The sequence below is a fragment of the Rhizobium sp. Rhizsp42 genome, assembly GCF_047304155.1.
Classification (GTDB): domain Bacteria; phylum Pseudomonadota; class Alphaproteobacteria; order Rhizobiales; family Rhizobiaceae; genus Rhizobium.
Window position 1 is genome coordinate 29084 of sequence record NZ_JBGLYS010000036.1, and the last position, 14089, is coordinate 43172.

Consider the following 14089-nt stretch of genomic DNA (forward strand, 5'->3'; position numbering starts at 1 on the left):
CCTCTCCTCTAAGCTGAAATACGACGCGGCTGCTCCGGCTGGCCGGGTTGCTCGGGCACTTGTCCAAGATCAGCCACAAGCCCACGGGCGCGGGCCAGGCCCGTGTGGTCCCGCGAAACGATTTCGTGGGCCGCGGCGGCGAGAAGTCGTCGGTCGGCTCCGACAATTCCTTCCAAGGCGTCAACCACATCTTCCGTGCGATGGGCGATGACGATGGCTTGCCCGTTCGGCAGAAGCTCGTCGAGGCCTCGCCAATGGTCGCTAATGATCGGCGTCAGGCAGGCTGATGCCTCGAACAGACGCACGCTCGGCGACCACCCGGCCGCGATCATGTCCGCGCGGGTAACGTTCAACGTAAACCGTTGGCGGCTGTAGAAGCCTGGATGGTCGTCCGGCGGCAGATGCTCGATGCGCTCGACGTTGGCGGGCCAATCAATCTCATCTGGATATTGAGGACCAGCCACCACGAAGCGAAGATGCGGCAGGCGGCGCGCGGGCTCGATCAGAAGCTTGTCCAACGTCGGCTGCCGGTCGGGACTGTAGGTGCCGAGATAACCAAGGTCCCAACGATAGTTTTCGCTGGTGTTTTTGTAGCGTTCGGCGTCCACGGAGCAGTAGAGCGCTAGTGCCTTGCGGACGCCGTACTCGTTCTCCAGCCGGGCCAGCACTTGGCCGCCCGAGAATGAGAAATAGGCGTCGAACAGTGGCATCTGGCGTCGGGCGAGGTATTCCTCCTCGCCGCGATCGAGCTTCGCGAGCGTCACGGGCGTGTCGATATCATAAAAGCAAAGGCGCCTGAGGCCCATCCGCGCCAGCTTGTCGATGAGCTCGACACCCGACGGGACATAGGATCCGACGATCACAGCATCGGCGAGGCGCAGGCGATCCTGATGGGACGTGAGCATGACGTCGATGTCGGAGTAATAGGAGAGCTCGCAAAAGTCCGGGTCGGCAAGGTCGCGGTTGCTAGCATACCAGGGTACATCGCGCTCGAGGAACAACACGCGATGCCCTTGCGCGTCGAGCCCGCGGATAAGAGCGCGAAACGTCGTGGCGTGGCCGTTCCCCCAGGACGAGGACAGGGTAAGACCGATGAACACGATATCGAGAGAGTTGGTCATTCGGCCGCCTCCTTCCGGCTCGCGGCGTATGCCTTGAAGATGGCATCCGCTTCTCGGGCCCGATGATCATAGGTGTGTTCGGCGAGCACGCGGGCCAGCGCCCGTTCACCGATCGCGGCTGCCCGCCGCCGGTCAAGACCGGCCATGATGTCGGTAACGTCCCGGCTGTCGCGGGCAACCAGCACTTCTTCATCCGGCCGCAGGAACCGCTCGATGCCTTCCCAGTAATCAGTGATCAGGCAAGCGCCGGCACCGGCGGCCTCGAATACGCGTGTGGCGGGTGAGAAACCATTTTCGGCCATGCTCGCACGGGAAATGTTGAGCACGGCTTTCGGCGTGACGTTAAAGGCATTGTGGTCGCGTGTCGAAACGTGGCCGATATACTTGACGTTAGGTGACATCGGCTTGTCGTGCCAGCCCGAGCCGCCGAGCAGGAAAGAGTTCTGGAGCAGGCGCGAGGCGGGCTCCAGGAAGAAGTGTTCCACTCGGGCCTCACGGTCCGGAAGGCGATTGCCGAGGAAGCCGAGATCGGCCTGGAAACGCGGATCGGGCGGCACCGGATGGTGGGTTTGCGGGTCGAGCGCGTTATAAATCGGGATGCACTTTGCCGCGCCAAGGTCGCGGTAAGCGGAAACAACGGGGTCGCCGCCGCCATAGGTGAGAACCAGGTCGAGCTCGCGCAGCGCTTGGTGCATCGGATGATCGGGCGCCGCACGCAGTTCAGCGAGTGTTGCTGGCGCGTCCACATCCCAGAACACCTTCAAGGCGTGGGGACGGGCATGGCCTAGGACTTCCCGCATCAGGAGATTGTCCTCGAAGCCGACGCCGCTCGCCTTGACCACCACATCGGCCAGGGCGGCGTCCGCCGTCACCTTTTTAAGCGCGTCGATCGTTCCATCATAGACCACGACCTTGCACCATGCCGGCGGGTCAATATCGCGGTTCTTCTGGCGATCATAGACGTCGGGTTCGTAGAAGGTGATTTTGTAACCCTTGCCCGCCAGGGCTCGCAACAGGCCGCGATAATAGGTGGCGGCGCCGTTCCAGTAGGCGGAAACGAGACTTGATCCATAGAACGCGATCTTCATTCGGCGGCCTCCCGTCCGGCGCTGGCCTGAGTGGCGCCAGGCGTGCCGCACCGCGCCAAGATGGCAAGAAGCTCGTCGACGCGATGGCGGCAGGTGTGGCGGGCACGGATTGTCTCCAGCCCCGAGGCGATCAGGCTGTCGCGAAGCGCGGCATCCGACAAAACGTCCTTCAGCAGCCCCTTCATGTCCGCGCCATCGCGTGCGATGAGGTAGTCGGTTCCGGGCCGGAACAAGTTTTCCGCATCATCCCAAGGTGCCGAGATTAGCGGGATGCCGCAAGCCATGGCCTCGAACGGACGAATGGTTGGGATGCCGGGCAGGTGCTCGACGTAGGGGCGGCGCGGAATGTGAACGGTCACCTGGTGTCTGGCGAACGCTGTCGCTGCCTCAGCATTGGCTATCCAACCATCATACCGAATGCCGGCGTCGTTCAGAGCATCCAGGGCATGCTGGGGATAGCGAACGCCCCGCACCGTCGCCTTCAGCTTCAGGTCCTTCACCGGCTGAACCAGAAACTCGTCGATCTCGGCGGACCGCTCGTCGTCTCCCCAGTTTCCGATCCAGATGAGATCGCCTTGCTTGGAGACCTCCGGCCGCGGTTTGAACAAGCTATCGTCCGCGGCTTCATGCCAGGTAAAGACGTGTTTGCCCCAACCAGCCTTGAGATAACGCTGGCGCAGGGTTTCGCCAAAGGCGAGGATGGCATTGTAATCGCCAAGATCGAGCCCGGCGATATCCCCTTGCGACGAGACGGCGCGATGGTGGGTGTCGTGGAACAGGAGGGTGAAACGGCCGCCGTCGCGCTTGGCCTTGCCGATGCGCTCCACCAGCGCCGGCTCCGTCCATTCGTGCACTATAACCACATCCGCGTCGGCCATGGCCGCTTCGTGATCGAAATCCGGTGGATAAATCTGTGAGCGGAGGTCGGGAAAGGTGTCCTTGAACCTGTCAAGAACCACCCGCCCCTGATCGTGAACAAGGTTGTCGCGGCTCCAGCTTCGCAGCGGTTCCAGCGCCAGTGCCTCATGGCCGCGCCGTACGAGATCACGCATCACACCGCGTAGGAAATGGGCGTTGCCATGGTTCCAGTCAGAGATCAACGAATGGGTGTAGAAAACGAATTTCATCATAGCTCCGCTGCGTTTAGGGCGTGGGCTGGTGCAAGAAGGCGGTCATAGATTCCGCTCATCGCCTGGGCCTGCCTCACGGGTGAAAAGGTAAGAGAACGCGCTTGCGCTTGTTTGCCCAAGGTGGCCCGAAGGCTTTTATCGGCGATCAGGCGGTTGATCGCCTCTCCGAAGGCGGCGGGATCGCGAGGATCCGCGAATAAGGCGGCGCCGTGCCAGAGCTCGCGATAGGTTGGTATGTCAGCCAGCACGAGCGCGCCGCTGGATCGAGCAGCCTCCAGGGCAGCCAGTCCAAACGGCTCGTAAAGCGACGGCGATACCACAATCGCGGCCTCGCGCATCAAGCCCATCGTCTCGCCGTGATCCAGCTCGCCGCGGTGATCGATGTTGGGAAGCGCCGTATGCTGGCCGTTCGGGCCTATGTTGGCGCCTGCCATGATCACCGGCCATTGGATGCTTGCCGCGGCCGCGGCGAGAACCGGACCGTTCTTTCCGTCGTCCCACCAGCGCCCCGCGGCAAAGACATAAGGCGCCTTGGGGGCGCAAGACGGTTCAACTAGGCTGGCATTGTAGACCACATGGATCGGTGGTGTCCCCTGCCCGTAGACCTGCCGCAATAGACCGGCATGGCCTTGGCTCGGGACAACCACGGCATCGGCACGCTCCAGGCCACGACGGTTGATCGTGATCTGCCAAGCCCAACTTTCCGGCACGCCATTGTCGCGAACAGCCTGAAACCAGGTGCAAACGCAGGAATGGGAGACCGCGACAACCGGAACATCGACGGTTAGATCCGCGCCCTGCGACGGCAGGTTGAGATGCACGAGATCGATATGCTCGCGCCCGACGAGATCGGCGATGATCCGCGGCACTTGCACAAGCGCGGCTTCGTTCTCGACCATCCAGTCGAGCGGTGCGTCGCACTGAACAAGCCCTCCGATCTGTTCGGCTTCCCGCTGCTGCGCCCGGTTCGGCCGCGGGCCGAAGCAGGCAAACACCGTGTCGATGCCGAGATCGCGAAGACCGGCGGCGAGATCCACGGCGTAACGCCAAACGCCGCCAGCGGCGTCGACCGTCATCAGTATCCGCGGCCTGCCGTAAATCCGTGCTGGGTCCATCATGCCACCACCTTATGCCGCGGCTCGACCAGCCGCGCATGGTCGCCGAAGCGATGCTCCGCCAGCCACTCGGCCAGATGTCTGACACCATCGCGCCAGCCGATCCTCGCCTTCCAGCCCAGGTCGCGTTGCAGCCGCCGTGTGTCAGCGACGAAGTAGAACTGGTCTCCCGCGCGCCAATCGCCGTGACCGGTCTCGACAGTTCGACCGGTCACGGTTTCGATCTCTCGAAGCACGGAAAGTACGCTAACCGCGTTTCGAGTTCCGCCACCAAGGTTGAAGACCTTGCCCTTCGCCAGGTTGATGTGACCGAGCAGGGCCCGATAGGCGGCCACGGCATCATCGACATGCAGAATGTCGCGCACTTGCTTGCCGTCGCCGTAGACGGAGATCGGCTCGCCCTTCAATGCCCGGATAAGGAAATGCGCGACCCACCCTTGGTCCTCGGTGCCAAACTGGCGCGGACCATAGATGCAGCTCATGCGCAATACGGCCGTCGGGATGCCAAAGGATTTCGCGTAGTCGAGCACATATTGATCAGCAACCCCTTTTGAGCAGCCGTACGGCGTGCAGAAGTCCAGCGGCCGGTCTTCACCGATGCCATTCAACCGGATATTGGCGTCGGCTGGCAGGTAACGATCGTCATGCTCCAGCATCTTAAGATCCTCGAGTGAGCCGTAGACCTTGTTGGTGCTGGCGAAGATGACGGGCGTGTTTCTTTCGGCCTTGCGCACCGCTTCAAGGACGTTGATCGTGCCGCGAGCGTTCGCCTCGAAATCATCGATGGGGTGGACGAGGCTTGTCGTCACCGCCGTCTGGGCCGCGAAATGAAATACGGCCTTCGCGTCGTCGAAGGCGCCCTCAATGCCGCGTGGATCGCGAACATCTGATAAAACCGGATGTACCCGCTTGCCGTGACGTTCCATCAGCCAGGCGAGGTTTTCGTCGACGCCCGGGCGCCCGAGATTGTCAAGAATGATCACATCCTCGCCATCGCGCAGAAAGCTATCGGCTAGGTTCGACCCGATGAATCCGCTGCCGCCGGTGACAACAATTGGGGCCGTGCCGGAGGCAAGGTTCGGGACGGCGAGCTTCGTCACATCGTCAAGCCGAGCCACACCGCCTTCCTTGAGGAGGCGTGCCAGTAGCTTGGGCTGATTGTCATGCGTGACCGCGCCGAGATGGTAATGGCGCGGGTCGAACCACAACCCTTCCTGTACGGCGATATCCGGCGCGACATCCGCCCAGGAATACCAGTAGAGACGGTCCGCCGGCACCGATAACGCCTTCATGAAGCGCCGTGCCTGCTCCATCTCGTCATTGCGCCAGGTGGAATAGCCGGTCTCTGAAATCCAGACCTCCGCCTCGGGGTTATGGCGGTCGAGAATGCGTCGCATCTCCCCGAGATGCATGTCCCACCCGCCCCAGGTGCCTTCCTCGCTGTCCCAGGTGCCCGGAAACCCGTGAAAGCCAACGGCATCGACGACGCCCAGCACGCCACGTTCTCCCATCAGGTTCAGCCAATAGGGATCGAAGGGACACGGGCCGCCGAGCACGGGTTTCCAGCCGCGATGTTTAGCCCAGTACGCGGCACCGCCGACCATTTCGCAAAACAGCTGGAAGTCGCCGTCCTCGCGCCAGTCCCAGTCGAGGAGGTTGTTTGGTTCGTTCCAAAGCTCGATATGTCGAAAATGCCTTCCGTAGCGGGTCAGGACGTGATCCACGAAGTCGGCATAGGCCTTTAGATCATGCGGCGCTCCGGATGACCGCCCGGTACGCGACATGGATGGGGGTGTATAGTGAATGCAGGGCAACAGGTCGATATCCGCGCCGAGCCGCGGCATCAGCCAATCGAACCAGGCCTCGCCGCCCGGCGCCAGATATTCGGCCCAGGAAAGATGCGTTCGCAGGTATCGCGCGCCGCTCGCGAGTATGTCGGGAAGGATCCGTTCCGTGCGCTCGAATTCGCCCGGCCGAAACCATTCCACGAAACCATAGGACCTGTCCATCGATGACGTCCTGTCGGAGGGAGCGGGTGAGGTCATGATACCAGTCCCCGCTCTTCTAGTTGGCGCTTCATCTCCGCGCCGCGGTCGATGGCGCCGGTGCCGCGCACCCATTCCGCGAACGGTCCAAGTGAGGTCTCCAGCCGGTGTCGCGGCTCGAAGCCCAGAAGCTCGCGCGCCTTGGATATGTCGGCGAAGCAGTTGCGGATATCGCCCGAGCGTGCCTTGTTCATGATATCGGGGCCGATCTCCGGCACGCCCATTGCCTCGGCCAGAAGGGTCGCTACCTCGGCGATCGTATAGGCCTGTCCGCTCCCGACATTTATAACGTGGCCGGCCGCGTTCGGCTTCTCCAGCGCCAGCCTGAAGGCGCGCGCGACATCACGCACATGCACGAAATCGCGGCGCTGCTCGCCGTCCTCGAAAATCATTGGCGGCTGATTGTTGGCGAGGCGGGAGGCAAAATTCGCGAGCACGCCCGTATAGGGATTGGACAGCGCCTGGCCGGCGCCGAAGACGTTGAAAAGGCGCAGCGCGATGGCATCGACGCCGTAAGCCTCGCCAAAGATCAGCACCTGTTTTTCCTGCGCGTATTTCGTCAGAGCGTAGATCGAGGCAAGATCGACAGGCTTCTCCTCATCGGTGGCGATCGGGGTCAGTGAAAGGCCGTCCGGCGAAAGTGGGTTCCATTCACCTTTCTTGATCATTTCCGCGCGACGACGCACGATACCAAGCTGGTCGCCGCTCTCCGTCATGTACCGGCCTTCGCCGTAGACGCTCATCGAGGACGCAACGACAATTCGTTTGATGGGCCTGTTGATCATGGCATCCAGCAGGACCGCGGTCCCAAGATCGTTGCCGCCAACGTAGCGCGCGATCTCGTACATGGATTGACCGACACCGACCTCGGCTGCCAGGTGGATGACACCGTCGATGTCCTCCAACGCCTGTACGACACTAGCCTTGTCCCTGACGTCGCCCCGGATAACCTCCGCGCCCTCGGGCACGGCGGCTTCCGTGTCGCCATGCACCTGGTCGATCAGGGCATCGAGGATCCTGACGTCATAGCCGTTGTTCAGAAGTTCTTCCGTGACGTGTCGACCGATAAAGCCGCATCCGCCGGTCACCAGAATGTTTGCCATCTCGACCTCATCATTGTTGGATTTTGTGATCACGATGAGAGGCGAACTTAGGCAATCTCCGAAAGTTCCTGTTCTATAACATGATTGATAACTTCATTGACTTCATCAATGAGATCGTCCGGCCGACAGGCGCATCCCTGGTCGTGTTGAGCCACGCGGGAGATGAAGGTTTGGCGCGCGGACGTTTGCGCGAGCAGACCATCATCTTGAACATTGTCTTCCTCAACATCATCAGGAACTCTTTCAGCTGTTTGAAGTTCGCCTTCCGACAATCATCCTGGATCGGAGAGTTTTCCATGAAAGTAGTGATGATCGGCGCGGGCTACGTCGGCCTGACGACGGGTACGTGTTTTGCGTCGCTGGGCTGTGACGTTTGCTGCGTGGATCTGAACGCGGAACGCATCCGCGATCTGACGCGAGGCGAAGTCCCTATTTTCGAGCCCGGGCTGAGCGATTTGATCGCCCAGACGAGAGCCGCTGGCAGGCTCCGCTTTTCATCCGATCTCGGAGCTGAAGTGGCGTCAGCGGATTTTGTGTTCATCGCTGTCGGAACCCCTTCAAGGCCAGACGGCGACATAGACCTCTCCTTCGTTGAAGCCGCTGCCCGCGATATCGGCCAAGCGATAGCGGATAACGCCATCGTCGTGGTCAAATCAACGGTCGTGGCCGGAACCGCGAGGGCCGTTGGAGAAATCCTAAAGAAGCACGGGGGCGGTCGTTCGACGCGGGTTGCCTCCAACCCGGAGTTTCTGCGTGAAGGCTCGGCGATAAGCGACTTCATGCGGGCCGACCGCATCGTCGTGGGTGCCGATGAACCCGGCACAGCCGCGGCGATGCGCGAGCTCTATCGTCCGTTGATCGAACGAGGCGTCCCCTTTATCAGCACCACCACGACCGATGCCGAACTGATCAAGTACGCCGCCAATGCCTTCCTCGCCTTGAAGATCGGCTTCATCAATGACGTCGCCAATATTTGCGAGAATACGGGTGGGGACGTCGCCGCGGTTGCACGTGGGATCGGGACAGATCGGCGCATCGGCGAGAATTTCCTGCAGCCCGGACCAGGCTTCGGGGGATCATGTTTTCCAAAGGACACACGCGCTTTTGCCGCCACCGGCAGGCGCTTCAGATCGCCGCAGCCCCTGATCGAGCGGCTCATCACGGCAAACGAGGAACGCAAGGCAATGCTGTCGGACCGGATCCTCACCGCTATCTCGGGCAACGAAGCCGCGCGTGTCGCGGTACTCGGCGTGGCTTTCAAGGCGCGCACCGATGACGTGCGCGAATCCGCAGCCCTGACGGTTATCGAAGCACTGATGAGGGCAGGTGTCGAAGTGTCTGGCCATGATCCGAAGGCGCGGCCTCAAGCCGAGACCATCCTGGGCCCCGGCATGATATGGCATGATGACCCATACTCGGCGGCTCGTGGAGCTGACGCCGTGGCAATCATGACGGAATGGGATGAGTATCGCGAGCTCGACCTGAAAAGGCTTAGCGCCCTCATGGCCGGCAGACATCTTTTTGACTTCCGCAATATCCTGGACGCCGAGAGCGCGACGCGTCACGGCCTCTTCTACCATAGTCTTGGACGTCCGCTTGCTGTTCCGTCCAACAGCCGCCAACGGACGAAGGTCGCGGGTGCAAGTCCGTCATGGGCCGATGTGGCGGCATCACCGCTTTGAACTTTGGAGGACACGATGGACGCGATGAATTATCCGAGAACAGCGAAGCTCAGGGCCGCGGTCGTTCCGGCCGCGGGTAAAGTTGAGATCACCCAGTCCTCGCTTCGCGAGCCGGGTGAAGGCGAAATACGGATCATGCTTGAGGGGTGTGGTGTTTGTGCATCGAACCTCACACCCTGGGCAGGACCCGACTGGATGCGGTTTCCAACGGAACCTGGCGGTCTTGGACATGAAGGCTGGGGCCGCATCGACGCGGTGGGACCAGGCGTGGATCATCTAAAGGCGGGCGACCGCGTCGCGGCCCTCTCCTACCATGCCTATGCAAGCCACGATTTCGCTCCGGTGGAGATGGTCGTACCATTGCCCGCGGCATTGGATGGCAAACCCTTTCCAGGCGAACCCCTCGGCTGCGCCATGAATATATTCAAGCGCTCGGAAATCCGCGCCGGCCAGACTGTCGCTATCGTCGGGATAGGTTTTCTTGGGGCCCTTCTGACACAACTTGCCGTGCACGCTGGTGCTCGGGTGATCGCCATATCGCGTCGTGAAGAGGCGCTTGACGCGGCAAGGCGTATGGGCGCGTGCGAAACCATCGCCATGGATGATCATTGGCGCATCATTGAGAATGTGAAGGCCCTTACCGATGGACATTTTTGTGACTGCGTCATAGAGGCCGTCGGCAAGCAGTGGCCCGTCGATCTTGCCGCTGAACTGACAAGGGAGCGTGGGCGTCTCGTGATCGCCGGCTACCATCAGGATGGTCCAAGACAGGTCAACATGCAGCTGTGGAATTGGCGCGGGCTAGACGTTGTGAATGCTCACGAGCGAGATCCCGCCATCTACATTCAGGGAATGCGGGAGGCGGTCAAGGCAGTCTGTGAAGGCGGGCTCGATCCGTCGTCGCTGTACACCCATCGTTATCCCCTGGAGCAGCTCGACCAGGCTCTCAATGACACGCGCGATCGCCCAGGGAACTTCATCAAGGCCTTGGTGATCAACTCATGAGCGGTGTCGCGCCACGGGAAGCGTTTCGCACGTCCACCAGGCCCGCGCGTTTGGGCTTTCTTGGGGTCGGGTGGATCGGTCGCAATCGCATGGAGGCGATGCTCGCGACAGGTAACGTCGAAGCTGCGGTGATCGCCGAGCCCTCCGCCGAGATGGTGGCGGCCGCCTCTGTGTCGGCACCGAACGCGAAGATCGTCAGGACGTACGATGAGCTTCTATCAGAGGAGCTCGATGGCGTCGTCATCGCCACGCCGAGTGCCCAACACGCGGAGCAATCCATACGAGCCTTGCATGCGGGGCTCGCGGTGTTTTGCCAGAAGCCACTCGGACGCACAGCGAACGAGGTGCGGGCGGTCATCGACGCGGCGAAGGGCGCCGACCGCCTTCTTGGCGTCGACCTCTCTTACCGTCACACCGAGGCGATGCGGCATATCAAGCAGCTGCTTCAATCGGGCGAACTTGGCGACGTCATGGCCATTGACCTGACATTCCACAATGCCTACGGACCCGATAAACCATGGTTTTACCAACGATCCCACTCAGGAGGAGGATGCGTGATCGATCTTGGCGTCCACCTGATCGATCTCGCGCTTTGGGCTCTCGATTTCCCGAAGATTGTCGAGGTGTCGAGCAAGCTTTTGTTTAAAGGGAGCCCGGTTCCGCGAACACAGGAGGATGTCGAGGATTATGCCGTCGCGACGCTGCATTTGGCAAACGGCACCGTGGTCCGCCTGGCATGCTCCTGGGGCCTGAACGCCGGCCGCGACTGCGTCATCGACGCCAGCTTTTACGGGACCGATGGCGGTGCGGCGATGCGCAATGTCGATGGATCTTTCCATGACTTTCACGCGGACCAGTTTCACGGAACGCATCGACGCAGGCTGATTGATCCACCGGATGAATGGGGCGGGAGAGCGGCGATCGCATGGGCCGCGACGTTGAGCGGCGGCGGCCGGTTCGACCCGGCCGCGGAAAAGCTCGTTGACGTCTCGGAGGCTATCGACCTGATCTATCGGAGCGAAAGCTGCGACTGGTCGCCGTCGCGTCAATAAATCGCATAAGCTCCCCGGCCGCGCGGAACCAAGGCTCGCAGCCCTGGTTCTACAGCAAACGAATAGGGGCTGAAAATGCCGAGGCGACGATTTGAGTGGGAGCGGACGAAAACCGCGTCGGATCTAGTGATCAGGAGTAATTTGCCGCAATGGGTCATCACGGCGCTGCGACAACACGGCATCAAGCGGATGAGCCTCATTTGCACATTGTCCGATGAACAGTTGCTAAGGATCCCGGGCATCGGGAACCGAGCGGTCGCCTTGATCCGTATGGAGCTCCGTCACCTTTCCGCGCCGCGAGATCAGGCTTTAGCGAAAACTCCGCGGCCCACGTCGATCTAAGCCGCGCATGGGCCCAGCCATGCTCGCGCAACACCAGCTCCAGCGCGTCGCGAGCATTTATTCTTCTTCCCTGGCGTCGCTGGCTTCAAGGCGATCAAGCACTGCTTCAGGTGCCACGTCTTGCTTGAGTTCCTTGACTTCATCGTCCGCATCGGTCGAGACTTCAAGTTTTCTGGCAATGGCCTCCACCATTGCGATGAGGCGCGTCGTCTCGTGCTCATTCAGCAAGCTGACCTGCAGATCGAGATCAGCCCGTAAGTCATCCTCGGCGGCCATTCTGTTTTGATTGATCAGCACGAAGGTTGAAAGGAAGATGGCTTCCACGGATGCCGCCATCGCCAGTATGACAAGCGAGGGGTCCCACGCGGGCAGCGCGGGGACAAGTCCGGTATTCGCCAAGATCCATGAGCCATACGCGGCGAGGTGAATGTAGACGAAGGCCATGGATCCGGCGAAGCGACTAATGGCGGCGGCCGCACGCTCTTGCGCGCCGGCCGCAGCCTTGGCGTCACGGCGACGCCGCATGATCGCCTCGATATTGCGAGCGAGCGCCGGAGTGAGGCCTCCGGCAGCCGCTGTTGTTGGACTTTCAAAATCCATGGTGAGGTTGCCCACATGATGCCGCGTCGCCGTTCGAGGTCTCACGGCGATGCGTCAGAGTGACAAGGACGCTCATTGCCGTTCGACGAACTTGTTGAAGCTGCTCGTCTCGCCATCCTTTGTTTCGCCTTGATAGAGGAAAGCGAGTTTGTTCTCGTCGAAAATCTTGAAGAACTCGTCCCAGCCGATTTCCTCAAAGTCGTCCTCCGGCTGTCCGAAATCGATCCGGAGAACGCCGCCCTTCCCTTTCGTGCGGATGACCGACGGCCGACCATCACGCGCCTCCACCCACTCCTGAATGATATGATGATCCGTTGTCGTTTCGGAGCTGCTCATCGCTATATCCTTCGTGTCATCACCTGATTTCCTTCATAACCTTGACGGTGAACCGAAGTTCCAGTGCTCATGGGCTAGACGCCAACCATTTCGTGATCGCATTGAGGTCGCGGGCTTCCAAATCGTTGGCGAGGGCCCAGTTCCCGAACTGGGTTTTGGCCGCATGGCTGAGGAACGGGAGGGATCGTCATCGACGATGCGCCGCGTGAGGATTTTGGCGCCCAGGCGGAGCGCATCCCTAGTCCGTGGCGGCGGCTTGATCCATCTCAGCGTGAAGCATTCGACATTGATCGACAGCCGAGGGGATGGTCTGTTCTTGAACGAAGGACCAACGGAAGACGGGCTGCGCGCGGGTGCCTTCAAGCCTTGATCCGATGTATGGCCGTTTGTACTCCATGCAATTGAATATGGCGGGAAGGAACTAGTCTCGCTGGCGGAATTCGCGGCATGGGAGAATGCGGAATGGCCGGATCCGTGGTGGTTAATCACCGGCGTGAAGTTGTGCCATCCAGCGGATGGACGCGCCTTCCTCCTCCGTGTGACAATCGCGAGCTCGCAAACCACGGGCGGAATTTTCGCTTAACGATTCAAAAATCGGGAGCTAGATCCACGATGGGACCTGAGGGGAAAAGCCTTTTCAAGTGGCACGGTTTAGCCCCGCTACAATTTTTCCTCGGCATGTATTGAAATGGAAAAAGGGAGAAAATAAATCTGCGGAAGGCGCTGGTTTCCAGCCGCCAACTTGATGAAGACCAACGTTTTCAGTGAGGTAGCGATGAACGCGAACTTTACTCGTCCCGTCTATCTGAAGGAACGGGAAGGCCTGGTTCGGGAAATTAACTCTCTGGCGGACGCCATCGATTGTCTCGAAGGCTGGCCCCAAAAGGACCGAGACCTCGTGCACGAGGTGACACTTAAAGCCTGCTACATGGCCCACGATGGCCACACGCCATTCGAGGTGGCACGGGACGCGGTGCGAGCCTTTGGGCACAAGAAGGGGATCTTGATGAAGCAACCGGCCGTCGAGCCGTGGATGATCAAGACCCCGACCGGCGGTGGCCGGCTGAGTCCCTAGGAGAAGATCAATCGAGGGGGCAGTGTTCGCGGCCTTCCAAGCCGGCCTCTGATCCGGCGTTTCAATCTTCCGCGGCGATACCATGCCCTCTCGATCGAATGCCATGCTTTTCCGGCTTGGCAGGCGTCTAAGCCAGCCCCGCGCGTACGATCGCCGCGAAATCCGTATCGACCTCTCCTGTGGGTAGGAGCCGACCCGCGTCGGATCAGGTATCGCCCGGAGCGCCTCCCGATATCGCCCATGGCGGCATGGGCTGACCCTGGCCGCGAGCTGTAATTTCCGACCCCAACCGCCCGCGTCTCGCGACGTGGGTTGGACACCGGATCGCTTTGGTTCGCGATAGACAATCCGTCCGCCGACCATTTTTTCGGAAACGACCGATACTCGCAAAAAGG

At 60.9% G+C, this 14089-nt stretch carries 13 protein-coding genes; 4 read left to right on the top strand and 9 right to left on the bottom strand.

The genetic code is table 11. The features are described 5' to 3' along the window. Nucleotides 1–8: 8 nt before the first annotated feature. Genes ACCD05_RS25875 through ACCD05_RS25905 form a run of 7 tightly spaced genes read right to left on the bottom strand, consistent with a single transcriptional unit; the run spans nt 9 to nt 7874 of the window. The gene (locus ACCD05_RS25875) at nt 9–1121 is read right to left on the bottom strand and encodes a glycosyltransferase (RefSeq protein WP_112436038.1); all 1113 of its coding nucleotides are present in this window, start codon (nt 1119–1121) and stop codon (nt 9–11) included. Further along, nucleotides 1118–2209 carry a glycosyltransferase gene (locus ACCD05_RS25880; protein WP_113201229.1) on the bottom strand — a complete coding sequence of 364 codons (1092 nt, stop codon included), beginning with the start codon at nt 2207–2209 and terminating at the stop codon, nt 1118–1120. The genes ACCD05_RS25875 and ACCD05_RS25880 overlap by 4 nt, the downstream gene beginning before the upstream one ends. Beyond that, entirely contained in the window at nt 2206–3336 is a 1131-nt protein-coding gene (locus ACCD05_RS25885; protein ID WP_113201230.1) for a glycosyltransferase, read from the bottom strand. Before ACCD05_RS25885 ends, ACCD05_RS25880 begins: the two co-directional genes overlap by 4 nt. Beyond that, nucleotides 3336–4457: a glycosyltransferase family 4 protein gene (locus ACCD05_RS25890; protein WP_413396299.1), complete on the bottom strand. Its 1122-nt coding sequence runs from the start codon at nt 4455–4457 to the stop codon at nt 3336–3338. Before ACCD05_RS25890 ends, ACCD05_RS25885 begins: the two co-directional genes overlap by 1 nt. Further along, entirely contained in the window at nt 4454–6499 is a 2046-nt protein-coding gene (locus ACCD05_RS25895) for an NAD-dependent epimerase/dehydratase family protein (RefSeq protein ID WP_413396318.1), read from the bottom strand. The genes ACCD05_RS25890 and ACCD05_RS25895 overlap by 4 nt, the downstream gene beginning before the upstream one ends. Then, nucleotides 6496–7602: an NAD-dependent epimerase/dehydratase family protein gene (locus ACCD05_RS25900; protein ID WP_112436072.1), complete on the bottom strand. Its 1107-nt coding sequence runs from the start codon at nt 7600–7602 to the stop codon at nt 6496–6498. Before ACCD05_RS25900 ends, ACCD05_RS25895 begins: the two co-directional genes overlap by 4 nt. Nucleotides 7603–7649: 47 nt before the next feature. Next, entirely contained in the window at nt 7650–7874 is a 225-nt protein-coding gene (locus tag ACCD05_RS25905; protein WP_162724834.1) for a hypothetical protein, read from the bottom strand. Between the two features lie 24 nt (nt 7875–7898). Here ACCD05_RS25905 and ACCD05_RS25910 point away from each other — a divergent pair, with 24 nt between their 5' ends. From ACCD05_RS25910 to ACCD05_RS25920, 3 genes are read left to right on the top strand one after another with little or no spacing between them, the layout of a single operon-like run. Further along, complete coding sequence (locus ACCD05_RS25910) at nt 7899–9284, top strand: UDP-glucose dehydrogenase family protein (RefSeq protein ID WP_413396302.1); 1386 nt, start codon at nt 7899–7901, stop codon at nt 9282–9284. A 15-nt stretch (nt 9285–9299) separates the two neighbouring features. Next, a complete protein-coding gene (locus ACCD05_RS25915) occupies nt 9300–10289 on the top strand; it encodes an MDR/zinc-dependent alcohol dehydrogenase-like family protein (RefSeq protein ID WP_283193724.1) in 990 nt (329 codons plus the stop codon). Then, complete coding sequence (locus tag ACCD05_RS25920) at nt 10286–11341, top strand: Gfo/Idh/MocA family protein (protein WP_413396304.1); 1056 nt, start codon at nt 10286–10288, stop codon at nt 11339–11341. The genes ACCD05_RS25915 and ACCD05_RS25920 overlap by 4 nt, the downstream gene beginning before the upstream one ends. 399 nt (nt 11342–11740) lie before the next feature. Here ACCD05_RS25920 and ACCD05_RS25925 read toward each other — a convergent pair whose 3' ends face one another. Continuing rightward, nucleotides 11741–12283 (bottom strand): DUF1003 domain-containing protein, encoded by a 543-nt coding sequence (locus tag ACCD05_RS25925; protein ID WP_413396306.1) that lies wholly within the window; start codon nt 12281–12283, stop codon nt 11741–11743. Between the two features lie 72 nt (nt 12284–12355). After that, nucleotides 12356–12619 carry a hypothetical protein gene (locus ACCD05_RS25930; protein WP_413396308.1) on the bottom strand — a complete coding sequence of 88 codons (264 nt, stop codon included), beginning with the start codon at nt 12617–12619 and terminating at the stop codon, nt 12356–12358. Between the two features lie 775 nt (nt 12620–13394). On the opposite strand from ACCD05_RS25930, the gene ACCD05_RS25935 reads away from it, so the two are divergent. After that, on the top strand, nt 13395–13694 hold the full coding sequence (locus ACCD05_RS25935) for a DUF982 domain-containing protein (protein ID WP_113201238.1): 300 nt from the start codon (nt 13395–13397) through the stop codon (nt 13692–13694). The last annotated feature ends 395 nt before the right edge of the window (nt 13695–14089 follow it).